The following is a 23,048-nucleotide window of genomic DNA, read 5'->3' as shown; positions in this document are numbered from 1 at the left end:
CCAATACAGGTCAGTGAAGTTGCAGAACCTGTGGGAGCGGGCTTGCTCGCGAAGAGGGTGTGTCAGTCAACATAATGTTGCCTGACACACCCTCTTCGCGAGCAAGCCCGCTCCCACATGGATTGTGGCTACCGATCTGGCATTGGCTTCCCACACTTGGCACCACCCTGGCGCAGGAATTTGGCGATGCCCATTTTCGTGCACAGATCGCGCTTTGCCATTTCTTGTATTACCTTTTAAACGCTTGTTCGGCACTCTGGTTCGGAAATTGCTACTTTGAATAGGTCTTACGCTTTCCAGTAACAGTACTTCTGCGCCACAAGCGCTCATATTGGTTCTTAGGGATTGAATAATGAAAAAAGCATTGCTGACCCTTTCTGCACTGGCGTTGTGCATGGCTGCCGGCTCCGCACTGGCCAAGGAATACAAAGAATTGCGTTTTGGCGTTGACCCTTCTTACGCGCCGTTCGAGTCCAAAGCAGCCGACGGTAGCCTGGTAGGCTTCGACATCGACTTGGGCAATGCAATCTGCGCTGAGCTGAAGGTCAAGTGCAAATGGGTCGAAAGCGATTTCGACGGCATGATTCCGGGCTTGAAAGCCAATAAATTCGACGGTGTGATCTCTTCGATGACCGTCACCCCGGCCCGCGAAAAAGTCATCGACTTCTCCGACGAGCTGTTCTCCGGCCCAACCGCTTATGTGTTCAAGAAAGGTTCCGGCCTGAGCGAAGATGTCGCTTCGCTGAAAGGCAAGACCGTCGGCTATGAGCAAGGCACCATCCAGGAAGCCTACGCCAAGGCCGTGCTGGACAAGGCTGGCGTGAAAACCCAGGCCTATCAGAACCAGGATCAGGTGTATTCGGACCTGATGTCCGGTCGCCTCGACGCGGCAATCCAGGACATGCTGCAAGCCGAACTGGGCTTCTTGAAGTCACCAAAAGGCGAAGGCTACGAAGTCAGCAAGCCGGTCGACAGCGAATTGCTGCCGTCGAAAACAGCTATCGGTATCTCTAAAGGTAACAAAGACCTCAAAGAGCTTTTGAATAAAGGTATCAAAGCGTTACACGACGATGGCACCTACGCCACCATTCAGAAGAAACACTTTGGCGACCTGAATCTGTACAGCGGCAAATAATGCCCGGCGCCCATCTCGCGATGGGCGCTTTTTTTTCCCGATCAGGTTGCTGATTTATGTTCGAAAACCTATTACAAAACCTGGGGCTTTCTGCCTTCAGCCTCAAGGGCTTCGGTCCGTTGCTGATGGAAGGCACCTGGATGACCATCAAATTATCGGTGTTGTCACTTTTCCTGGCCGTATTGCTCGGTCTGCTCGGTGCCAGTGCCAAGCTGTCAAAAGTCAAACTGGTGCGCGTACCGGCTCAGCTCTACACCACGCTGATTCGCGGGGTGCCGGATCTGGTGCTGATGTTGCTGATCTTCTACAGCCTGCAAACCTGGCTGACATCGTTTACCGATTTCATGGAATGGGAATACATCGAGATCAACCCGTTCAGCGCCGGGGTCATCACCCTGGGCTTCATTTATGGCGCGTACTTCACCGAAACCTTCCGTGGCGCGATCCTCGCCGTACCGCGGGGCCAGGTCGAAGCCGCCACTGCCTATGGCCTCAAACGCGGTCAGCGTTTTCGTATCGTGGTGTTCCCGCAAATGATGCGCTTCGCCCTGCCGGGCATCGGTAACAACTGGATGGTGATGCTCAAGGCCACCGCACTGGTCTCGATCATCGGCCTCGCCGACCTGGTCAAGGCCGCGCAGGACGCCGGTAAAAGCACCTATCAACTGTTCTACTTCCTGGTGCTGGCAGCCCTGATTTACCTGCTGATCACCAGTGCCTCCAATTTCGTCCTGCGCTGGCTCGAACGCCGCTACGCCGCCGGTTCCCGGGAGGCCGTACGATGATCGAACTCTTGCAGGAATACTGGAGACCCTTCCTTTATACCGACGGCTACAACATCACTGGCCTGGCCATGACCATGTGGTTGCTCAGTGCGTCGATCTTCATCGGTTTTCTGGTGTCGATCCCGCTGTCCATCGCCAGGGTTTCGCCCAAGATCTACGTCCGCTGGCCGGTGCAGTTTTACACCTACCTGTTCCGGGGTACGCCGCTGTATATCCAGCTGCTGATTTGCTACACCGGCATCTACAGCCTGGCTGCCGTACGTGCCCAGCCAGTTCTCGATGCGTTCTTTCGCGATGCGATGAACTGCACGATCCTGGCCTTCGCCCTGAACACCTGCGCCTACACCACGGAGATCTTCGCCGGGGCGATTCGCAGCATGGCGCACGGTGAAGTCGAAGCGGCCAAGGCCTACGGTCTGACAGGCTGGAAGCTCTATGCCTACGTGATCATGCCGTCGGCCCTGCGTCGCTCGTTGCCTTATTACAGCAACGAAGTGATTCTGATGCTGCACTCGACCACCGTGGCGTTCACCGCGACGATCCCGGATGTCTTGAAAGTTGCTCGCGATGCGAACTCTGCGACCTTCATGACATTCCAGTCGTTCGGCATCGCCGCGCTGATCTACCTGACCGTTACCTTTGCGCTGGTCGGCCTGTTCCGCCTCGCCGAACGCCGATGGCTGGCCTTCCTCGGGCCGACTCACTAGGACAACTCGTACATGCGCCACCAGATTCATGACCTGCTGGCCCCGCTGCCGGGGACCGTGCGACAGATTCACAGCTTCCACTTCGGCCCGCCGTCGGCCAAAGGCAAGATTTACATCCAGTCCTCCCTGCATGCCGATGAATTGCCCGGCATGTTGGTGGCCTGGCACCTCAAGCAACGTCTGGCGGAGCTGGAAGCCGCGGGCCGACTGCGCAGTGAAATCGTGCTGGTGCCTGTGGCCAACCCGGTCGGCCTGGAACAAGTTTTGATGGACGTTCCACTCGGCCGCTATGAGCTGGAAAGCGGGCAGAACTTCAATCGCTGGTTCGTCGACTTGAGTGAAGAAGTCGGCAACGAGATCGAAGGTCTGCTTGGCGACGATCCGCAACGCAACCTCGAACTGATCCGCGACAGCCTGCGCAAGGCTTTGGCGCGGCAGACCGCAGGCACTCAACTGCAATCTCAGCGCCTGACCCTGCAACGGCTGGCCTGCGATGCAGACATGGTGCTGGACCTGCATTGCGATTTCGAAGCCGTGGCACACCTCTACACCACGCCCGAGGCCTGGCCGCAGGTCGAGCCGTTGGCGCGCTACATTGGTTCCGAAGCCAGCCTGCTGGCTACCGATTCGGGTGGTCAATCGTTCGATGAATGCTTCACGCTGCTCTGGTGGCAATTGAAAGAGCGTTTCGGCGAGCAGTTCGAGATTCCGCTGGGCAGTTTTTCAGTCACCGTCGAATTGCGCGGCCAGGGTGACGTCAATCACCCGCTGGCCAGCCTCGACTGTCAGGCGCTGATCGATTATCTGATTCACTTCGGCGTGATTGCCGGTGAGCCGGCGCCATTACCGGCACTGCCCTACCCGGCCACACCGCTGGCCGGCGTTGAACCGGTGGCGACACCCGTGGGCGGGTTGCTGGTGTTCACGGCCCTGCCCGGGGAATACCTGGAGGCCGGGCAATTGATTGCTGAAGTGATCGACCCGATCAATGATCGCGTCACCCCTGTTCATTGCACCGCCGCCGGGCTGATGTACGCCCGTTCGCTGCGGCGCATGGCCACTGCCGGCATGGTGATCGCCCACGTCGCGGGCACCGAAGCCTATCGCAGCGGCTACCTACTTTCGCCTTGAGGATGCATGCCCCATGTACAAACTGACCATTGAAGGCCTGCATAAAAGCTATGGCGATCATCAGGTGCTCAAAGGCGTTTCGCTCAAGGCCAAAACCGGCGACGTCATCAGCCTGATCGGCGCCAGCGGCTCAGGCAAAAGCACCTTTTTACGCTGCATCAATTTTCTCGAGCAACCCAACGACGGCGCCATGACCATGGACGGCCAGCCGATCCGCATGATCCACGACCGTCATGGAATGCGCGTCGCCGATGACGATGAACTGCAACGAATACGCACCCGCCTGGCCATGGTGTTCCAGCATTTCAACCTGTGGAGCCACATGACGGTGCTGGAGAACATCACCATGGCCCCTCGCCGGGTGCTCGGTTGCAGCAAGAAAGAGGCCGAAGACCGTGCTCGACGTTACCTCGACAAGGTTGGCCTGGCAGCACGCGTGGCGGATCAGTACCCGGCGTTCCTTTCGGGCGGCCAGCAACAACGGGTAGCCATTGCCCGCGCGCTGGCCATGGAACCGGAAGTCATGCTGTTCGACGAACCGACCTCGGCGCTCGACCCGGAACTGGTGGGCGAAGTGCTCAAGGTCATCCAGGGCCTGGCCGAAGAAGGCCGGACCATGATCATGGTCACCCACGAAATGAGCTTCGCCCGCAAGGTATCGAGCCAGGTGCTGTTCCTGCACCAGGGGCTGGTGGAAGAAGAAGGTGCGCCGGAGGATGTGCTGGGTAATCCGAAGAGTGAACGGCTGAAGCAGTTCCTCAGCGGCAACCTCAAGTAACCCACTGTCCTGTAGGAGCGAGCGGTGCGGCGATCCGACTTGCCCATCCAGCATTGACGTCACTGAAAGACCGCTTTCGCGAGCAAGCCCGCTCCCACAGTTTTTGGTCGTTCGCAGCCTGCATGAACAACATCGAACCCTGTGGGAGCCGGGCTTGCCCGCGAAGGCGTCGGCACATCCAGCATCGATGTGACTGAAAAACCGCTTTCGCGGGCAAGCCCGCTCCCACAGTTTTTTGTGTCGTTCGCAGCCTGCATGAACAACATCGAAGCCTGTGGGAGCCGGGCTTGCCCGCGAAGACGTCGGCACATCCAGCATCAATGTCACTGGCGGACCGCTTTCGCGGGCGATCTTTGTCATAGGCGATAAAGAAATATGGCCAGTCAGCTGAAATCTTTTACAGATATCAGCTGACTGGCCATTCATTTCGACAGCGGGATCAGGCAACTGGCGCGGGTGGTGGTTCGTCCGGAAGAGTAGGCTCTCCGGGTTCTGTCGGTTGTTCGTTGGGGGTATCGGGATCAGGCTGACCGGGGATGCCCCCTGCCATGCTGACTGGCGGATGTGCCAACAAGGACCAGGCCAGCACGCCAACCTGATTGGGCTCAAGCCTTGCCAGTTCGGCAGTTATTCGTGGATCGATCTTCATGAAGCACTCCTGAGCGATGGCCCGATCCGCCTTGCGCGAATCGGAGCAGTACATTCCATAGAGTGTACGCCCGCTCAGGAATTCCAACGGTTTGTCAGACGGCTGACTCAGGTGCGCGGCAGGGTCACGCCACGCTGGCCCTGATACTTGCCGCCACGGTCCTTGTAGGAGACTTCGCACTCTTCGTCCGACTCAAGGAACAACATCTGCGCCACGCCTTCGTTCGCGTAGATTTTCGCCGGCAGATTGGTGGTGTTGGAGAACTCCAGGGTCACGTGACCTTCCCACTCAGGCTCGAGCGGCGTGACGTTGACGATGATGCCGCAACGCGCGTAGGTGCTTTTACCCAGGCAAATGGTCAATACGTTACGCGGGATGCGGAAGTATTCGACGGTGCTGGCCAAAGCGAAGGAGTTCGGCGGAATGATGCACACGTCGCTGTGGATGTCGACGAAGCTGCCAGCATCGAAGTTTTTCGGGTCGACGATCGCCGAATTGATGTTGGTAAACACCTTGAAGTGATTGGTGCAACGCACATCGTAGCCGTAGCTGGACACGCCGTAGGAGATCACACGGCTATCGTCGCTGCCGCGCACTTGGCGCTCGACGAAAGGCTCGATCATGCCGTGTTCCTGCGCCATGCGGCGAATCCACTTGTCCGATTTGATGCTCATGGCGGGTGTCCTGAATAGCGAGGTGGAAAAATTCTGTCCGGCATCTTACCGGGCAGTCGCGCCGCGTTCAAAGTCCGGGAGACAATTCTCGACGATCCCCCGTGAATTCCGGGCCTTCACCGCGATTCGATGCACCGTCAGTCATGAAAACAGAGAAACCTTCGCAAGAACCATTGGCACTTTCCGGAAAAAGGGTTAAGGTGGCGCCACTGTGCTGCTTGTGTCACTGAGAATCTCTACACGATATGTTGAATTTCGATCCAACCATCTACAAGAATTTTTCCTGCTCTTTGCACTCAGTCTCGGCCAGGGTTCTTCCTGCGTCGCAGTTATCTTTGTTCAAGGAGTTACACCATGTCTAATCGCCAAACCGGTACCGTTAAGTGGTTCAACGATGAAAAAGGCTTCGGCTTCATCACTCCACAATCCGGTGACGACCTGTTCGTTCACTTCAAAGCTATCCAATCCGACGGCTTCAAAAGCCTGAAAGAAGGCCAACAGGTTTCTTTCATCGCTACCCGCGGTCAGAAAGGCATGCAAGCTGAAGAAGTTCAAGTTATCTAACTTGTAACTGCTTTAGTAAAAAGCCCCGCCCTTAAAAGCGGGGCTTTTTTGTGTCTGAATGTTTTGCATGACAAAAAAGATCGCAGGCTTCGACAGCTCCTACGGGATGTACCTCAATCCTGTGTAGGAGCTGCCGAAGGCTGCGATCTTTTGATCTTTCAGTGTTACCAGGTCACGCCAAACCCTGCGGTGTATCGGGTCTTGCTCAGGTCAGCCTCATCGCTACCGCTGATGATGTCTTTCTCGGCCTTCAGATTCAGCGATGCCCAGTCGGTGACTTTGTAGCGCAGGCCGACCTCGGCATCGAGGGCGTAATCCGCCACGCCCGACAACGGCTTGCCGACCTCACCATTGGTGAAGAACTCGACCTTCTTGCCGATCAGGTAGCGGTTGTAGTCCCACTTCATCGCCAGGGAGTAGAAGTTTTCCTTGTTGCCGTTGGAATACTCATAGTCCGTGTTGTTCAGGAGCGAGCCCAAGGAGAAGGCGCCCAGTTCGTTATCCCAGAACTGATAACCGGGGCCGGTACCGATGGTGCGCTGGCGGGCGAGCTCTTCGACCTGGTCACGCTTGTAATTCAAACGCCCTTGCCAGAACCACTTCTCGGTGAGGAATCGGTCGAGAGAGTATTCGGCACGCCAGTTATCAGTGGTGACGACGTCATCCTGGAACTCGCGGTTGTACTCACCTTCCGCCGTATGACGCCACCGACCATGACGCGCGGTGGTTTTGAAACCAACGTCATAATCATCAGTATCTTTTTCGGCCCGCTGATAATCCAGCGCCATGTCGACATTGCCTTTCCACACCAAATCCTCAACCACCGGCTTGGGCTTGAGCATCTGCTGGATACTGGCCAGCTCCACGGTCTTGGGGCCATCGCCGTTGGCCAGGGTGACCTTGCCGTCCTCTGCCGCGTGCAGCGCCTTGGCCTTCTCGCCGGTATAGGCATCCTGTTTGACCAACAGTTGCTGATCACTTTCCAGGGTTTTGACCTGTTTCCAGTCGATCGGGACCGCGCCAGCGTACTCGGTCTGAATCAGCAGTTTGCCACCATCGAAAACGGTGATTTTGCCGCTCAATTTGTCACCGTTCTTCAACCACACGGTATCGGCAAGCAAGGGAGTGGAAGCACTGGCGACAGCGAGGCACAGCAAGGTTCTGGACAACATAAGCGGATCGAAGGCTCAACTTTGCGAAAAAAAGTCGGCATTATCCTCAAGAATAAGGCCCTAACAAGCACTGACCCGACTATTTCTATTGAGTTCATTTCTCAATGGCCGATTCAGGATTTACTCTACGAACGGTCAAATGCGCATTTTTTCAGGAAGCCCGGGACGTGACCGACTCAACCGTTGAAACCGAAAGCGCGGCGCAAATCCGACGCACGGCGCTCTACCTGACCCTGGCACAAGTGCCTGAGGGCAAAGTCGTGAGTTACGGCCAGCTTGCCGAGCTGGCGGGACTGGGTCGCGCCGCTCGCTGGGTCGGGCGAACGCTCAGCCAACTGCCCGGCGACACTAAATTACCCTGGCACCGGGTGCTGGGTGCCGGCGGTCGGATCAGCCTGCCTGTGGGCAGCCCTTCGGGGGATGAACAACGGGCCCGATTGCGCATGGAAGGCGTGAGTATCCTGAATAATCGTGTTGATATTCAGCGCCATGGCTGGCGCCCGGTAGAGCACAGCGGTTAGAGTGCGCGCTTTGTTTCCGTAATTCTTGAGGCAGACTCCAGCCCATGCCCCGTAAAACCTGGCGCGCCGCGCTCGCCGCCTATGCCAGCCCCTCGACGCTCGTGTTGTTGCTGCTTGGTTTCGCCGCCGGCCTGCCCTACATGCTGGTGTTTTCGACGCTTTCAGTCTGGCTGCGTGAAGCCGGCGTGGCCCGCGAAACCATCGGCTATGCAAGCCTGATCGGCCTGGCCTATGCCTTTAAATGGGTCTGGTCGCCGCTGCTCGACCAATGGCGCCTGCCACTGCTCGGCAAGCTTGGTCGACGACGCTCCTGGCTGGTACTGTCCCAGGCGCTAGTGATTCTCGGCCTGATCGGCATGGGCTTCTGCGACCCGCAAAAGCATCTGTCCTGGCTGATCGCCATTGCCGTGGTCGTCGCCTTCGCCTCGGCGACGCAAGACATCGCCGTCGACGCCTATCGTCTGGAAATCGTCGACGACACTCATCAAGCCGCGCTGGCGGCCAGCTACATGGCCGGTTATCGGGTCGCCGCCCTGTTGGCGACGGCCGGCGCATTGTTTTTCGCCGAAGGCTTCGGCTCCACCGGTTTCAACTACAAGCATGCGGCGTGGACCGGCACCTACGTGCTGTTCGGCGTGTTGATGATCCCGGCGCTGCTGACCAGCCTGTTCATGCGCGAACCGCCAGTACCGCTACGCACTCAATTGCAGGCCGGACGCTACAGCTTTGCGCACCAACTGGCGTCGGTGTTCGTGCTGATCGTGCTACTGGTGTCCGTACCGGCCTTGTTCACCCAGCTCTACAACACGGACTTCGCCAGCGTACTGTTCGAAGGCGTCAGCGTGCTCGACCTGCTGCTCGAAGACCGTGCATTCCTGCGGGCGATCCTCTATATCACGCTCACTGGCCTGTGCTTGTCGGCCATGGGTCGCCGTGGCTTGGCCCCGGTGCTGACGCCAGTCAACGACTTCATCCTGCGTTACCGCTGGCAAGCCCTGCTGTTGCTCGGGCTGATCGCAACCTATCGAATGTCCGATACAGTCATGGGCGTGATGGCCAACGTGTTCTACATCGACCAGGGATTCACCAAGGATCAGATTGCCAGCGTCAGCAAGATTTTCGGCCTGATCATGACGCTAGTCGGCGCCGGCATGGGCGGTCTGCTGATCGTGCGTTTTGGTATTCTGCCCATCCTGTTTATCGGCGGCGTTACATCGGCCGCCACCAACTTGCTGTTTCTGGTGCTCACGGACATGGGCGCCAATCTGCAGATGCTGATTGCTACCATCTCGCTGGATAACTTCAGCTCGGGCCTGGCGACTTCGGCATTTGTCGCTTACCTGTCGAGCCTGACCAATCTCAAGTTCTCCGCCACCCAGTACGCCCTGCTCAGCTCGATCATGCTCCTGCTGCCCCGCCTGATCGGCGGCTACTCAGGGGTCATGGTGGAAAAATTCGGCTATCACAACTTCTTCCTGATCACCGCCCTGCTGGGCGTTCCGACCTTGCTGTTGATCGCCTTGCACTGGTTCCAGGAGAACCGCCGCGCAGGTCCGACACCGACGCCGGAACCGGTTCAGACCCAGGTCGCGGAAGAGTCGTAGGCTCTTTACGCAGGAAGCATGGCAGAGGGCGAGCAGATTCGCCCTCTGCCACACAGCCGGCCGCACTCCTGTACGCCAGCAGATCTCGCCCGTACAATGCTCCGTCATTTCTCGTCATCAGCAACCGACAACGGCCAACCATGCGCACCAGTCAATTTTTGCTCGCCACACAGAAAGAAACGCCTTCCGACGCGGTCGTCATCAGCCATCAGCTGATGCTGCGCGCCGGTATGATCCGCAAACTCGCCTCGGGCCTGTACACCTGGCTGCCCATGGGCTTGCGAGTGATGCGCAAGGTTGAAGCCATCGTGCGTGAAGAAATGAACGCCGCGGGCTCTCTCGAAGTGTTGATGCCGAGCACCCAACCGGCTGAGCTGTGGCAGGAATCCGGTCGCTGGGAAGAATACGGCCCTGAATTGCTGCGCTTCAAGGATCGTCATGGTCGCGACTTCTGTGCCGGCCCGACTCACGAAGAAGTCATCACTGACCTGATGCGTAACGAGCTGAGCAGCTACAAACAGCTGCCGATCAACCTGTATCAGATCCAGACCAAATTCCGTGACGAAATCCGCCCACGCTTCGGCTTGATGCGCGGCCGCGAATTCATCATGAAGGACGCCTACTCGTTCCACGCCGACCAGGCATCGCTACAGGTCACCTATGACCGCATGCACCAGGCGTACTGCAACGTGTTCAGCCGCTTGGGCCTGAAGTTCCGTCCGGTTGAAGCCGACAACGGCTCCATTGGTGGTGCCGGTTCCCACGAGTTCCACGTATTGGCCGAATCCGGCGAAGACGATATCGTCTTCAGCAACGGTTCCGACTACGCAGCCAACATCGAAAAGGCCGAAGCCGTACCGCGCGAAACCTCTCGCCCGCTGCCTGCCGAAGCGCTGCGCCTGGTCGACACGCCGAACGCCAAGACCATTGCGCAACTGGTCGAAGGCTTCAACCTGCCGATCGAAAAGACCATCAAGACCCTGGTGGTGCACGCTGAAGAGCAAGGCAAACTGATTGCCCTGATCATCCGTGGCGACCACGAGCTGAACGAAATCAAGGCCGCCAACCAGCCTGGCGTTGCCAGCCCGCTGGTCATGGCTTCCGAAGCTGAACTGCGCGACGCCATTGGCGCCGGCGCCGGCTCCCTTGGCCCGTTGAACCTGCCGCTGCCGATCATCATCGACCGTTCCGTCGAGTTGATGAGCGACTTCGGCATCGGTGCCAACATTGATGACAAGCACTACTTCGGCGTGAACTGGGAGCGCGATCTGCCGGTTCCGACCGTTGCCGACCTGCGCAACGTTGTGGCTGGCGACCCAAGCCCTGACGGCAAAGGCACCCTGGAAATCAAGCGCGGCATCGAAGTCGGGCACATCTTCCAGCTGGGCAACAAGTACAGCAAAGCGATGAAATGCGAAGTACTGGGCGAGAACGGCAAACCGGTCACCCTGGAAATGGGCTGCTACGGCATTGGCGTGTCCCGCGTGGTGGCTGCCGCCATCGAGCAGAACAACGACGAGAACGGGATTATCTGGAGCGACGCTCTGGCCCCATTCCAGATTGCTCTGGTACCGCTGCGCTACGAAACCGAACAGGTTCGCGAAGCCACCGACAAGCTCTACGCAGAACTGACTGCCGCCGGCTTCGAAGTGCTGCTGGACGACCGCGACAAGAAAACCAGCCCGGGCATCAAGTTCGCGGACATGGAGCTGATCGGCATTCCACACCGGATCGTGGTCAGTGACCGCGGCCTCGCCGACGGCAATCTGGAATACAAGAACCGCACAGAGGCCGAGGCGCAAGCGCTGCCGGTCGCTGACGTGCTGTCTTTCCTCCAGGCTCGTATCCGCCGCTGACACCAGATAGAGACGTCATGTTCAAGCGAAACACCTTAGGCCTCGGTGGTGCCGCCCTGTGCGGCACCCTACTGGTCAGCGGCTGTGCCAATCAGATGTCACAACGCAGTGAGCACGAGGAGCGAGTCGAGCGCAAATTGCTCGATCACAGCCTGCAGATCGATGTCGGCGAGCCCAAGGTGCTTGAGCTGCCGCAACGTCGGGTGAAAATCCACGAGCAGAAGACCTTCGAAGTCACCGAGTTCGAAGTCACGCGTCGCTACGATCGCTACACACCTTATCAACCCTGGCGGGAGGTTTACGAGATCCCGCTGGGCGCAGTGGCGGTGGTGGCCGGTGTCGGTGCGAACGTGGTCAACGTGTTCGCCCTCGGCAATCTGCCGGACAGCGTGACAAAGGACTGGCTCAGCTATGGTTTCTCCGGGCTCAACCCGTTCATGAACGTGCAGTCCCATGGCCGGGCGCAGCAGAATCTGGCAGGTATCGACGAAGTCCAGCGCGACAAGCGCACGGAATACTCGAGCCTGCCGTGGAGCGAGCGCCCGGTGCAGGTCAAGGCTGGCAAGAACACGTTCGAGCTGAGCACCGACCGTAACGGCGTGTTGCGCCTCAACCTGCTCGACAGCCCGTTCGCCGAACATGATCTCAATCATCTGGGCAAGCTGCAGATCAGTGTCGAGGACAACAAGGACGATGTGCACACCGACTCATCCCTGGCGATCAGCAGCACCTTGCGCGGCAAGCTGCTCGAAGCTCACGGGCTGATTTACGACGACCTCGAAGACGACGAAGTGAGCCAGTGGGTACACCGGGTCAAACGCCTGTCGGAACTGGGTCTGGAAGAAGAAGCCAGCGAGCTGGAACAGAGCCTGATCGAACTGACCCGCAACGATCCCGAGTTGCAGACCGAATTCCTCAAGTCACTGACCAAGGATGCCGGGCGACTGGTGGCGGATCCGGGGCCGAATTAAGGTCAAAAGCTTCGCGAGCAAGCGACTTGCTCGCGAAGGCGTCATTACATTCACCACCACACAAAAACCCTGCCCCTACCGCTCAAACAACTCCATCTGCTCAAACCCGCCCCGCAAATCCTCAAGCCTCACCCCAATCCCCAACAACCGCACCGGTTTCCCGCCGCGATTGAAGGCTTGGGTCAGCAGCAACTGATAACTCCCCAGATCCCGCCCTGCCCCGGCCTGCTCCAAAGTGGTCTGGGTAAAATCATGAAATTTCACTTTGACGAACGGCTTGCCCGGCCGATAACTGCTGTCGATCCGTGCCATGCGGCCATTCAGGGATTCCAGCAACTCGGGCAATTTATCCAGACAACTCACCAGATCCGGCAGATCCACATCGTAAGTATTTTCGACGCTGATCGACTGCCGGCGACTGTCGTTATGCACCAACCGCTCATCGATCCCACGGGCCAGGCTCCAGAGTCGCTCGCCAAAGCTGCCGAATTCGCGCACCAGCGCCAACTTGTCCCATTCGCGCAAATGCGAGCAATCGACGATGCCGAGCCTGCCGAGTTTGTCAGCGGTCACTTTGCCAACCCCGTGCAGCTTGCTCACCGGCAAACCACTGACGAAGTCTTCCACCTGATCCGGTGTGATCACGAACAAGCCGTTAGGCTTCTTCCAGTCGCTGGCGATCTTGGCGAGAAACTTGTTCGGCGCCACGCCGGCCGACACGGTGATGTGCAACTGGTTGGAGACCCGGCGGCGAATATCCTGGGCGATTCGCGTGGCGCTGCCGCCGAAATGCGCGCTGTCCGACACGTCGAGGTAGGCCTCATCCAGGGAAAGCGGCTCGATCAGGTCGGTGTAATCGCGAAAGATCGTATGAATTTCCTTCGATGCTTCTCGATAGGCCTCCATGCGCGGCTTGACGATGGTCAGGTCCGGACAGAGTTTCAAGGCATGCCCGGAAGACATGGCCGAGCGTACGCCATAAGCCCGCGCTTCATAGTTACAGGTGGCAATCACCCCCCGCCGATCCGCCGAGCCGCCCACCGCCAATGGCTTACCGGCCAAGCGCGGGTCGTCACGCATCTCGATGGCGGCGTAGAAACAGTCACAATCGACGTGGATGATTTTTCGCTGCGTCATATAAAAGCGGTGTTCATGGCGAAGAAATGAAGGATTGGTGAGTCGTACCGGCAGTATCTCACTGGCACCTGTATATAGCACCAGTAGTCTGAATGTTCTTTTTCCTTTGTAGGCAAAGTACCGCAGGAATTTATTTTCTCAATCGAAAGAGCCCTCTCGATAGAGCCACAAGCCTTGCCCTGCCTGCGTTTCAGACCGATCAGCCATTGTTTTTTTCACCTAAGCGCTTGAACAGGAACAGGTTTTGCCGAAATTGAAGGTTGACAGCCCTGCGATCCTCTGTAGAATGCCGCCACACAGACGCGGGATGGAGCAGTCTGGTAGCTCGTCGGGCTCATAACCCGAAGGTCGTCGGTTCAAATCCGGCTCCCGCAACCAAACATCAAAAAAGGCTACTCGAAAGAGTGGCCTTTTTTGTGCGCGCCTGTTTTATAAAAAATCAGCGATCTATGCCTTATGGCACAGAAACAAGAAATCGTTCTGATTCCGAAACTTAGGTCTCCCCTGCGACCATTCGCCGTCGTTTTACACTTATTTGAGCCATACTAGGATTAACGGTTGACACTCCGGCGTTCGCCTGTAGAATGCCGCCACACAGACGCGGGATGGAGCAGTCTGGTAGCTCGTCGGGCTCATAACCCGAAGGTCGTCGGTTCAAATCCGGCTCCCGCAACCAAACATCAAAAAAGGCTACTCGAAAGAGTGGCCTTTTTTGTGCGCGCCTGTTTTATAAAAAATCAGCGATCTATGCCTTATGGCACAGAAACAAGAAATCGTTCTGATTCCGAAACTTAGGTCTCCCCTGCGACCATTCGCCGTCGTTTTACACTTATTTGAGCCATACTAGGATTAACGGTTGACACTCCGGCGTTCGCCTGTAGAATGCCGCCACACAGACGCGGGATGGAGCAGTCTGGTAGCTCGTCGGGCTCATAACCCGAAGGTCGTCGGTTCAAATCCGGCTCCCGCAACCAAACATCAAAAAAGGCTACTCGAAAGAGTGGCCTTTTTTGTATCTGTTGAAAAAGTCCTTTCGCAACAATGATCTGTCACTGTGCAGTGAGCCGTTCGGGATCGCCAGACTGTGAGTTCAGTCCAGACTGAACCACAGACAGAACCCTCTACGACTGATGATGCGCCATCGCCCACATCCGGTGAGAGGCGTTAATATTTGTCATTATTTTTTTCTGCAGGGATTGGTAACTTGGCTGGATACCTCCATCCTGTCGCGCACAATCCAAGAGGTGATTGATGCGCGCCAACTCGTCTGATCCACAAGACACCGTCACAGCGACACAACCGATCAAAGCCGAGCGTCTGCGCTTGCTGGATCGAATCAGCAAATATCGTCAGCCCATCGGTCTGGCAGTCACTTTGCTGTTGTTCGCCATTGCGCTGATTGCCTGTCGTCACCTGCTGAGCGAACTCGATCTGTACGCGCTGCACGACTCGATTCTGGAAGTGCCGAAACCGGCCTTGCTGGGTGCGCTCGTCGCGACCGTGATCGGCTTCATCATTCTGCTGGGTTACGAATGGTCGGCCAGCCGTTATGCCGGCGTGACGCTGGCGCCGCGAGTATTGGCATTGGGCGGCTTCACTGCGTTTGCCATTGGCAATGCCATCGGCCTTTCGCTGCTGTCAGGCGGCTCGGTTCGCTACCGTTTATATGCACGTCATGGTGTGGGGGCTTCGGAAGTCGCGCACATGACCTTGTTTGCCAGCCTCTCGCTCGGCTGTGCCCTCCCGCCCCTGGCCGCCCTCGCCACCCTCAGCAACCTGCCCGCCGCCTCCGCGGCCCTGGGGTTCTCCGAGACGTTGCTGGGTGCGATTGCAGTGGCCGTGCTGCTGCTCACCACGGTATTGGCCATCGGCATCTATCGCCGTCGCTTGCCGGAACAGCTTTATCCCGACAACCTGCTGGTCAAGGTCGGCCGCCGCACCTTGCGCCTGCCGGGTCGCCGTCTGACGTTCCTGCAACTGGTCATCACCGCTCTGGACGTGGCCGCCGCCGCGACCGTGCTCTATCTGTTGCTGCCGGAAGCGCCGCCCTTTGGTGCGTTCCTGCTGGTCTATCTATTGGCCTTGGCCGCTGGCGTGCTCAGCCATGTACCGGGTGGTGTCGGGGTGTTCGAAGCGATTTTGCTCGCTGCCTTCGCCGACAAGCTCGGCGCCGCGCCACTGGCCGCCGCGCTGCTGCTCTACCGCCTGATCTACGTAGTGTTGCCGCTGCTGGTGGCTTGCGTACTGCTGCTGGTCAACGAAGGCCAGCGCCTGTTTCAATCGCGCCAGTCCTTGCGTGCTGCATCTGGCATGGCCGCGCCGATTCTGGCGGTGCTGGTATTTCTGTCGGGCGTGGTGCTGCTGTTTTCCGGTGTGACGCCGGAGATCGATACCCGCCTTGAACACATCGGCTTTCTGATTCCGCATCGATTGGTCGACGCTTCGCACTTCGGCGCCAGCCTGGTAGGCGTGCTCTGCCTGCTGCTGGCTCAGGGGCTGCGTCGCCGTCTGTCGGCCGCGTGGATGCTGACTACCATTTTGTTGTTGGTCGGCGCCCTGCTCTCTCTGCTTAAAGGGTTCGATTGGGAAGAGGCTTGCCTGATGACCCTGACGGCGAGTTTGCTGGGGGTTTTCCGCCGTTCGTTCTATCGCCCCAGTCGCCTGACCGAAGTGCCGTTTTCGCCGCTGTACCTGGTGGCCAGCCTCTGTGTACTCGGCGCATCGATCTGGCTGCTGCTGTTCGCCTATCAGGACGTTCCCTACAGTCATCAACTCTGGTGGCAGTTCACCCTCGACGCCGATGCCCCACGAGGCTTGCGTTCGTTGCTGGGTGCTGCGGTCCTGCTGGTGGTGGTCTCTCTGACCTGGCTGCTGCGTACCGCGCGCCCGGTGATCCATCTGCCAACGCCCGACGAACTGGAGCGCGCGGTAAAGATCCTCATGGCCTCGGCCCAACCGGATGGCGGCCTGGCCCTGACCGGTGACAAGGCGCTGCTGTTTCACCCCAACGACGAGGCGTTTCTGATGTACGCCCGCCGTGGTCGCAGTCTGGTGGCGTTGTATGACCCGATCGGCCCGACCCAACAACGGGCGGAAATGATCTGGCAGTTCCGCGACCTTTGCGATATCCACCACGCCCGCCCCGTGTTCTATCAAGTACGCGCCGAGAACCTTCCGTACTACATGGACATCGGCCTGACCGCGATCAAGCTTGGCGAAGAAGCCCGGGTCGATCTGCAGCGCTTCGATCTCGAGGCCAAAGGCAAAGAGATGAAGGACCTGCGCTACACCTGGAACCGCGGCACCCGTGATGGCTTGTCGCTGGAGATCCATGAGCCGGGGCAAGCGCCGATGGATGAGCTAAAGGTGATTTCCGATGCCTGGCTGACTGGCAAGAATGTCCGCGAGAAAGGCTTCTCGCTCGGGCGTTTCAGTGACGACTACCTCAAGCACTTCCGTGTCGCGGTGATTCGTTTCGAAGGGCGCCCGGTGGCGTTCGCCAACCTGCTCGAGACCTACGGCCATGACCTGGCCAGCCTCGATCTGATGCGCGCGCACCCCGACGCTCCCAAGCTGACCATGGAGTTCATGATGGTCGGCCTGATTCAACATTATAAAAATCATGGATACGCGCGCTTCAGCCTGGGCATGGTGCCGCTGTCGGGGTTGCAACCCCGGCGTGGTGCACCACTGACCCAGCGCCTGGGCTCGATGGTATTCCGCCGTGGTGAGCAGCTGTACAACTTCCAAGGTTTGCGCCGCTTCAAAGACAAGTTCCAGCCCGACTGGGAACCCCGTTATATGGCCGTGCCCGCCGGACTCGATCCGCTGGTGGCCCTGGCCGACACTGCCGCCCTGATTGCAGGCGGCTTGACTGGATTGGTGAAACGCTGATGATTCAACGCTCCCTGCGGTACGTACTGGCCACACTGGTAGTGCTGGCCCTGATGGTCGGTGGCGGTTACTGGTACCTGAAACGCCCGGCACCAGAACCGACCCTCGAACGGCTGACGCCGGCCGATGGCGCCGCGATGACCCGCGTCATCCCCGGCAACACGCCGCGCGCCCAGGTGCTGGTGGCGGTCAATGAAGACCAGAAGCTCAATGACAAGCAATTGACCACCCTGAGCCGCAGCGCCTCGGCGCAAATCGTCCAGGTGATTCTGCCCAAAGACTGCCTGCTGCAAAGCCGCGCCCTGCAAGCGGGTCTGCGCGAACTGAAAGGCCCGGCCACTCTGGTCAGCGGCATCGGCCCAGGCGCCGTACTGGCCTGGCGCTGGTTGTCGGAGCAGAAGAACGACAAGGCCCAGGCCATTTCGGTTGACCTGGCCCTGGAAAAGCCCGGTGGCTGCACTCACCTGCTGCCGAAAAACGCCGCCCACGGTCACTGGCTGGTGGCCTGGAACGACAACCCGGACGACACCAGCGCCGGCTTCGTGCGTGATCAGGCCAATGCCGAAACCAGCATCAGCGACTACGACATCAACCTGCCGCAAGTGCTGAACAACGAACTGCGCAAAATCCTCGTTGGCGGCGATAAAGCCGCTGGTGGCCTGCAGATCCCGGTGGTCGAAGTGCCGGCCGGCCAGGCCAAGGACACCGTCACCCTGTTCCTTTCCGGTGACGGCGGCTGGCGCGACCTGGACCGCGACGTAGCGGGCGAGATGGCGAAGATCGGCTACCCAGTGGTTGGCATCGACACCCTGCGCTACTACTGGCAGCACAAGAGCCCGGAACAAAGCGCTCTGGACCTGACCGAACTGATGCAGCACTACCGGCAGAAATGGGGCACCAAGCGCTTCATCCTGACCGGCTACTCGTTCGGCGCGGACGTATTGCCCGCCATCTACAACCACCTGCCGGAAGCGGAGCAGCAGCGAGTCGATGCAATCATCCTGCTGGCCTTCGCCCGCACCGGCAGCTTCGAAATCGAAGTCGAAGGCTGGCTCGGCAACGCCGGCAAAGAAGCCGCCACCGGCCCGGAAATGGCCAAGCTGCCGCCGGCAAAAGTGGTGTGCATCTACGGTGAAGAAGAAGTCGACGAGAGCGGCTGCACCGACAAGACCGCCGTGGGCGAAGCGATGAAACTGCCTGGCGGCCATCACTTTGACGAGAACTACCCGGCGTTGGCCAAGCGATTGGTGGATGTGATCGAGAAGCGTCAAGCGAAGGAGACGGCTGCTCAGGAGTGATCTGAAGCCCCGCCCACGAAAAAGCCCCCGCAGTTGTTTGGTTGCGGGGGCTTTTTCATATTTACCGATTCAACTAAGCACCACAGCTCCCACAAGGGATCTTTATTGCATCAAAGTCATGCGCTCAACCGCAGCGAAGCCACGGCCCTCGGATCCGTTTGTATCTGTGGGGGATCGATAACACCCCAAACCATCCACTGCTTCGTCAGTCCCTTTCGGCGTACCGAGCCCGCATATCTTCGTGGCTGACTGCATCTGCCTGTTCAAAACGGACCAATCGCACACCGGCCAAGGCCTCAATTGTCATGTCTTCAAGCTCGTCGACCATTTCCTGGGATACATCGACGCTACGAATCTCCACTGCCACAGTATTCACCTATCCTCCACTATCGGTCGCTTACACGTTTTTTGTGCGCAGAACATTGCGTCGAATTGAACATAGATCAAGCTATCGACCAACAAGAGAAACCCTCAGACACAAAAAAAGCTCAATACAGCGGGTGCTGGCACTAAGCCCTACCAAGCCATAGTCAAACCTGGCCAATCTTGGTTAAGCTCAACGCAATATTGCGCAAACTAAGCTCAACTAGGCGCAATCCAGGGATGAGCATGCACAGGAATGAACATGGCCGCGATCAGTAACTTCTCGTTTCTCCGGGAACACGACCCCGTTTTCCTTCAGCTTGCGAGCACGGCCGAACAGATCTTTGCCAGCGATCCCAACACCACACTGATGAAGTTGCGGCAGCTGGGTGAGGCCTTGGCTCAGGACCTGGCCAGCCGCGCCGGTATTGAATTCGACGCTACGACCAAGCAGGCCGATCTACTTTACAAGTTAGGTCGGGACATCCAACTCGATCAAAACATCCGCGATCTGTTTCGAACGCTACGCGTCGAAGGCAATAGAGCCACTCACCAATTTCGCACTCAACACCGCGAGGCGATGGATGGGCTCAAAGTCGCCCGAGCTTTAGCCATTTGGTACCACCAATCGTTCGGCAAAAATGGCGACAAGTTCCAACCTGGTCCTTTTGTAAAACCGGATGACCCCAGCGCCCCACTGCGCGACCTACAAAACCAGATCGAGCAACTAAAAGCGCAATTGAGTGAGTCCAGCCAGCAGCTTGAAAGCAACCAGCAGTTGACTGAGCTGAAGAAGCGCGAGGCCGAAGAGTATTCCGTTCTAGCAGAGCAAATGGATGCCGAATCTCGCCTTTACCAGCAGCAAGCCAAACAGCATGAAGCCGAGCTGGAGAAGTTGCGCGCTGAGCACGAGCAGCGCATCAAAGCTTTGCAAATTCAACTTTTGACTCAGCCTCAAGCTTCGTCACAGGTCATGCATAACACCATGCAGGCCACCCATAAGTTCGATTTGAGTGAAGACCTCACCCGCATCCTCATCGACCAGCAGTTGCTCGATGCTGGCTGGGAAGCCGACTCCCTCGACCTGACCTATGGAAAAGGCGCACGTCCCGAGAATGGCAAGAATAGAGCAATTGCTGAATGGCCTACCAGCAGCCCAAAAGCCTGTGCCGACTATGTCTTGTTCGCAGGTTTGATGCCGGTAGCCATTGTCGAGGCCAAGCGAAAACGTATCAACATTGCAGACCGTATTCCACAGGCTGCACGCTACTCTCGCGAATTCAAGTTCACCCCGGAACATCAGCAGCCGTGGCTACTCGCCGGCCTCTACGCCCCTTGGAATGATGGTGAAGGAGCAGATTTCAAAGTGCCCTTTGCCTTTGCCTGCAATGGTCGCCCTTACATCAAACAGCTCGCTGAGCATTCCGGGACCTGGTTCCGCGATCTACGCAGCCCGGCCAACACTGCCCGCCCCCTGCAAGATTTCCATACGCCCAATGACTTACTGGATCTGCTCAAACGCAGTCAGGCAGAGGCCGAAGCAAAGCTTAAGGAAGAAGGCTTCGCCTACCTGAAATTGCGCGATTATCAGGAAAAGGCCATCCATGCAGTAGAACAAGCGTTAGCCAACAATCAACGCGACTGCTTGCTTGCCATGGCCACTGGCACAGGTAAAACTCGCACCATCATCGGCTTGATGTATCGCTTCCTGAAAGCTGAGCGCTTCAAGCGCATTCTGTTTTTGGTCGACCGCAGCGCTCTCGGCCAACAGGCTATCGACTCGTTTAATGACACCGCCCTTGAGCAAAACCACACACTCGCTCAGATCTACGACATCAAAGAGCTAGGTGATATGGCAGCCGAAGCGGAAACCCGCATCCAGGTGGCCACCGTGCAGGCTATGGTAAGCCGCATTTTCCGCTCTGACACACCACCGTCGGTAGGCGAGTTCGACTGCATCATCGTTGACGAAGCCCACCGTGGTTACACCCTCGATCAAGAGATGAGCGAGGGTGAGCTGGCTGTTCGTGATCACAATCAGTACCTCTCGCAGTACCGCCGCGTGCTGGATTATTTTGACGCTTGCAAAATCGGCCTGACCGCCACCCCAGCCAAACACTCCAGCGAGATTTTCGGTAAACCGGTGTTCACCTACAGCTACCGCGAAGCCGTGGCGGATGACTGGTTGATCGACCATGAACCACCGATCCGATACGAAACCCAGCTCAGCAAAAACGGCATCCGATTTGAAAAGGGAGAGAAGGTCAGCGTCATCGATACCCAAACCGGTGAAATTGATGTCGCCGAATTGGAGGACGAACTTAACTTCAATATCGAGTCGTTCAACCGTCGGGTGATCACGCCTGCTTTTGACAAAGTGATCTGCGATGCCCTAGCCAATGAGCTGGACCCTTTCGGCGAAGAAAAAACCATGATTTTCTGCGTCAACCAAGCCCATGCCGAACGGGTGAAAAACCTTCTGAACGCTGCCTTTAAAGACGCTTACGGTGAGCAATACAACCAAGCAACCGTGCAAATCATCACCGGACAGAGTGACAAAGTTGAACAACTGATTCGTAAGTACAAAAACGAACCAAACCCCAGCATCGCAATTACCGTAGACCTGCTCACCACCGGCATCGACGTGCCAAAAATCTGCAACCTGGTGTTTATGCGCCGGGTGCGCTCACGCATTCTCTATGAACAGATGAAAGGGCGCGCAACCCGACGTTGCGATGAAATTGGCAAAACGGTTTTCCGCATCTACGACCCCGTCGACCTCTACGCCAGCCTGGAAGCTGTCGACACCATGAAGCCTCTGGTGAAGAACCCGAATGTTTCGCTAGAGCAATTGGTCAGCGAACTCACCAGTGATGCCAGTCACGACGCTCCCGGCAACCAGGATGATAGTAGCCACGCCCATGATGTGCTCGACGTACTCAGCCAGCGCATCATGCGAATTTTGCGCAAGGCTGACCACAAAGCTGAATCCAAGCCCTCGCTGAAGAAAAAGCTCCAAGAACTTGAAGACATTTGGGGGGTAGAACCCGCCAAGTTGCACAAACACTTGCACGAACTGGGACCAAAGCAGGCTGCTCAGTTTATTCGCCAGCATAGCCAATTGCTTACCCAGCTTGACGCTGTCAGCAACCTGATGGGCTCGGAAAACTATCCGATTATTTCCACCCATCGGGACGAATTGATGGTGCGCGAGCAAAGCTACGGCACCTATCACAAGCCTCAGGATTACCTCGAAAGCTTCCACGATTTCGTCCACAGCCAACTCAACCAATCCGCAGCCTTGGGCGTGGTAGTCAATCGACCGAAAGACCTCACTCGCGAACAACTGCGCAATGTCCGCTTGTTACTGGATCAGCATGGGTTCAGCGAAGTCAGCCTGAAAAGCGCCTGGCGCAACCAGACCAACCAGGAAATCGCTGCCAGCATCATTGGTTACATCCGCCAAGCCGCTATCGGCGAAGCTCTGCTGCCCTTCGACCAACGTGTGGCCAACGCGATGCAGAAAATCTATGCCCTTCAGCAATGGACGCCGGTACAACGCAAATGGCTTGATCGCTTGGCAAAACAATTGGTGCACGAGGTGATCATCGACACACATCAAGTCAACGAAGCCTTCCAGAACGATGGCGGCATCAAGAGTTTGAATCGCCACCTCGGCGGCAACCTGGATAAGGTGCTGGAAGCCTTGAACGACAATCTTTGGCCTGAGGTCGGCTGAGCCCGTTGACAGTCGCTAAGCAAAAACGCCTAAACTGTCCTCAGTCCTAGGACAAAGGACAGTTGCTAAC

Annotated in this window: 18 protein-coding genes and 3 tRNA genes; 16 read left to right on the top strand and 5 right to left on the bottom strand. The window is 57.6% G+C overall.

Annotated features, from left to right (window positions below; all coding sequences use genetic code 11):
* Positions 1 to 352: 352 nt before the first annotated feature.
* Genes IC37_RS23000 through IC37_RS22980 form a run of 5 tightly spaced genes read left to right on the top strand, consistent with a single transcriptional unit; the run spans position 353 to position 4,536 of the window.
* Positions 353 to 1,135: a transporter substrate-binding domain-containing protein gene (locus IC37_RS23000; protein WP_030131304.1), complete on the top strand. Its 783-nt coding sequence runs from the start codon at positions 353 to 355 to the stop codon at positions 1,133 to 1,135.
* Positions 1,136 to 1,191: 56 nt separating this feature from the next.
* Complete coding sequence (locus tag IC37_RS22995) at positions 1,192 to 1,920, top strand: ABC transporter permease (protein ID WP_030131305.1); 729 nt, start codon at positions 1,192 to 1,194, stop codon at positions 1,918 to 1,920.
* Positions 1,917 to 2,627, top strand: coding sequence for an ABC transporter permease (locus IC37_RS22990; RefSeq protein ID WP_030131306.1), 711 nt, complete (start codon positions 1,917 to 1,919; stop codon positions 2,625 to 2,627). The genes IC37_RS22995 and IC37_RS22990 overlap by 4 nt, the downstream gene beginning before the upstream one ends.
* A 12-nt stretch (positions 2,628 to 2,639) precedes the next feature.
* Entirely contained in the window at positions 2,640 to 3,758 is a 1,119-nt protein-coding gene (locus IC37_RS22985; protein WP_030131307.1) for a succinylglutamate desuccinylase/aspartoacylase family protein, read from the top strand.
* A gap of 13 nt (positions 3,759 to 3,771) precedes the next feature.
* Positions 3,772 to 4,536, top strand: a complete 765-nt coding sequence (locus IC37_RS22980; protein ID WP_030131308.1) for an ABC transporter ATP-binding protein — start codon at positions 3,772 to 3,774, stop codon at positions 4,534 to 4,536.
* 439 nt (positions 4,537 to 4,975) lie between these two features.
* Here the strand turns inward: IC37_RS22980 and IC37_RS22975 are convergent, their stop codons facing one another.
* Entirely contained in the window at positions 4,976 to 5,185 is a 210-nt protein-coding gene (locus IC37_RS22975) for a hypothetical protein (RefSeq protein WP_081729385.1), read from the bottom strand.
* 107 nt (positions 5,186 to 5,292) lie between these two features.
* The gene (gene dcd, locus IC37_RS22970) at positions 5,293 to 5,859 is read right to left on the bottom strand and encodes a dCTP deaminase (RefSeq protein WP_007904652.1); all 567 of its coding nucleotides are present in this window, start codon (positions 5,857 to 5,859) and stop codon (positions 5,293 to 5,295) included.
* Between the two features lie 354 nt (positions 5,860 to 6,213).
* Between dcd and IC37_RS22965 the strand changes: the two genes are divergently transcribed.
* Positions 6,214 to 6,423 carry a cold-shock protein gene (locus IC37_RS22965; protein WP_002554837.1) on the top strand — a complete coding sequence of 70 codons (210 nt, stop codon included), beginning with the start codon at positions 6,214 to 6,216 and terminating at the stop codon, positions 6,421 to 6,423.
* Positions 6,424 to 6,587: 164 nt separating this feature from the next.
* Here IC37_RS22965 and IC37_RS22960 read toward each other — a convergent pair whose 3' ends face one another.
* Positions 6,588 to 7,595 (bottom strand): DUF481 domain-containing protein, encoded by a 1,008-nt coding sequence (locus IC37_RS22960; protein ID WP_030131309.1) that lies wholly within the window; start codon positions 7,593 to 7,595, stop codon positions 6,588 to 6,590.
* 167 nt (positions 7,596 to 7,762) lie between these two features.
* Between IC37_RS22960 and IC37_RS22955 the strand changes: the two genes are divergently transcribed.
* The 4 genes from IC37_RS22955 (at position 7,763) to IC37_RS22940 (ending at position 12,547) form a co-directional block, all read left to right on the top strand.
* A complete protein-coding gene (locus IC37_RS22955; protein WP_030131310.1) occupies positions 7,763 to 8,116 on the top strand; it encodes an MGMT family protein in 354 nt (117 codons plus the stop codon).
* Positions 8,117 to 8,160: 44 nt separating this feature from the next.
* On the top strand, positions 8,161 to 9,720 hold the full coding sequence (locus tag IC37_RS22950; RefSeq protein WP_030131311.1) for an AmpG family muropeptide MFS transporter: 1,560 nt from the start codon (positions 8,161 to 8,163) through the stop codon (positions 9,718 to 9,720).
* 140 nt (positions 9,721 to 9,860) lie between these two features.
* Positions 9,861 to 11,576, top strand: coding sequence for a proline--tRNA ligase (locus IC37_RS22945; protein WP_030131312.1), 1,716 nt, complete (start codon positions 9,861 to 9,863; stop codon positions 11,574 to 11,576).
* 17 nt (positions 11,577 to 11,593) lie between these two features.
* On the top strand, positions 11,594 to 12,547 hold the full coding sequence (locus IC37_RS22940; RefSeq protein ID WP_030131313.1) for a hypothetical protein: 954 nt from the start codon (positions 11,594 to 11,596) through the stop codon (positions 12,545 to 12,547).
* A 75-nt stretch (positions 12,548 to 12,622) separates the two neighbouring features.
* Here the strand turns inward: IC37_RS22940 and dinB are convergent, their stop codons facing one another.
* Positions 12,623 to 13,684: a DNA polymerase IV gene (dinB, locus tag IC37_RS22935; protein WP_008010121.1), complete on the bottom strand. Its 1,062-nt coding sequence runs from the start codon at positions 13,682 to 13,684 to the stop codon at positions 12,623 to 12,625.
* 301 nt (positions 13,685 to 13,985) lie between these two features.
* Here dinB and IC37_RS22930 point away from each other — a divergent pair.
* The 5 genes from IC37_RS22930 (at position 13,986) to IC37_RS22910 (ending at position 18,876) form a co-directional block, all read left to right on the top strand.
* Positions 13,986 to 14,062: transfer RNA gene (locus IC37_RS22930), tRNA-Met, on the top strand.
* 221 nt (positions 14,063 to 14,283) lie between these two features.
* Positions 14,284 to 14,360, top strand: a tRNA-Met gene (locus IC37_RS22925).
* 221 nt (positions 14,361 to 14,581) lie between these two features.
* Positions 14,582 to 14,658 (top strand) — tRNA-Met (locus tag IC37_RS22920).
* Positions 14,659 to 14,935: 277 nt separating this feature from the next.
* The gene (gene mprF, locus IC37_RS22915) at positions 14,936 to 17,578 is read left to right on the top strand and encodes a bifunctional lysylphosphatidylglycerol flippase/synthetase MprF (RefSeq protein WP_030131314.1); all 2,643 of its coding nucleotides are present in this window, start codon (positions 14,936 to 14,938) and stop codon (positions 17,576 to 17,578) included.
* A complete protein-coding gene (locus IC37_RS22910) occupies positions 17,578 to 18,876 on the top strand; it encodes a virulence factor family protein (protein ID WP_030131315.1) in 1,299 nt (432 codons plus the stop codon). Before mprF ends, IC37_RS22910 begins: the two co-directional genes overlap by 1 nt.
* Before the next feature lie 205 nt (positions 18,877 to 19,081).
* Here the strand turns inward: IC37_RS22910 and IC37_RS30015 are convergent, their stop codons facing one another.
* Entirely contained in the window at positions 19,082 to 19,252 is a 171-nt protein-coding gene (locus IC37_RS30015; protein ID WP_158225671.1) for a hypothetical protein, read from the bottom strand.
* Between the two features lie 249 nt (positions 19,253 to 19,501).
* Here IC37_RS30015 and hsdR point away from each other — a divergent pair, with 249 nt between their 5' ends.
* Complete coding sequence (gene hsdR, locus IC37_RS22905) at positions 19,502 to 22,978, top strand: type I restriction-modification system endonuclease (RefSeq protein ID WP_030131316.1); 3,477 nt, start codon at positions 19,502 to 19,504, stop codon at positions 22,976 to 22,978.
* Positions 22,979 to 23,048: the final 70 nt, after the last annotated feature.

Source organism: Pseudomonas sp. QTF5, from assembly GCF_000512695.2.
GTDB lineage: Bacteria > Pseudomonadota > Gammaproteobacteria > Pseudomonadales > Pseudomonadaceae > Aquipseudomonas.
The sequence above is the reverse complement of the archived record's forward strand: the minus strand, read 5'-3'. Positions and strand labels throughout refer to the sequence as shown.

Excerpts from the sequence above, each read along its gene's own strand:
- IC37_RS23000 (WP_030131304.1), top strand. The coding sequence starts at position 353 with ATGAAAAAAGCATTGCTGACCCTTTCTGCACTGGCGTTGTGCATGGCT.
- IC37_RS22995 (WP_030131305.1), top strand. The coding sequence starts at position 1,192 with ATGTTCGAAAACCTATTACAAAACCTGGGGCTTTCTGCCTTCAGCCTC.
- IC37_RS22990 (WP_030131306.1), top strand. The coding sequence starts at position 1,917 with ATGATCGAACTCTTGCAGGAATACTGGAGACCCTTCCTTTATACCGAC.
- IC37_RS22985 (WP_030131307.1), top strand. The coding sequence starts at position 2,640 with ATGCGCCACCAGATTCATGACCTGCTGGCCCCGCTGCCGGGGACCGTG.
- IC37_RS22980 (WP_030131308.1), top strand. The coding sequence starts at position 3,772 with ATGTACAAACTGACCATTGAAGGCCTGCATAAAAGCTATGGCGATCAT.
- IC37_RS22975 (WP_081729385.1), bottom strand. The coding sequence starts at position 5,185 with ATGAAGATCGATCCACGAATAACTGCCGAACTGGCAAGGCTTGAGCCC.
- dcd (WP_007904652.1), bottom strand. The coding sequence starts at position 5,859 with ATGAGCATCAAATCGGACAAGTGGATTCGCCGCATGGCGCAGGAACAC.
- IC37_RS22965 (WP_002554837.1), top strand. The coding sequence starts at position 6,214 with ATGTCTAATCGCCAAACCGGTACCGTTAAGTGGTTCAACGATGAAAAA.
- IC37_RS22960 (WP_030131309.1), bottom strand. The coding sequence starts at position 7,595 with ATGTTGTCCAGAACCTTGCTGTGCCTCGCTGTCGCCAGTGCTTCCACT.
- IC37_RS22950 (WP_030131311.1), top strand. The coding sequence starts at position 8,161 with ATGCCCCGTAAAACCTGGCGCGCCGCGCTCGCCGCCTATGCCAGCCCC.
- IC37_RS22945 (WP_030131312.1), top strand. The coding sequence starts at position 9,861 with ATGCGCACCAGTCAATTTTTGCTCGCCACACAGAAAGAAACGCCTTCC.
- IC37_RS22940 (WP_030131313.1), top strand. The coding sequence starts at position 11,594 with ATGTTCAAGCGAAACACCTTAGGCCTCGGTGGTGCCGCCCTGTGCGGC.
- dinB (WP_008010121.1), bottom strand. The coding sequence starts at position 13,684 with ATGACGCAGCGAAAAATCATCCACGTCGATTGTGACTGTTTCTACGCC.
- mprF (WP_030131314.1), top strand. The coding sequence starts at position 14,936 with ATGCGCGCCAACTCGTCTGATCCACAAGACACCGTCACAGCGACACAA.
- IC37_RS22910 (WP_030131315.1), top strand. The coding sequence starts at position 17,578 with ATGATTCAACGCTCCCTGCGGTACGTACTGGCCACACTGGTAGTGCTG.
- hsdR (WP_030131316.1), top strand. The coding sequence starts at position 19,502 with ATGGCCGCGATCAGTAACTTCTCGTTTCTCCGGGAACACGACCCCGTT.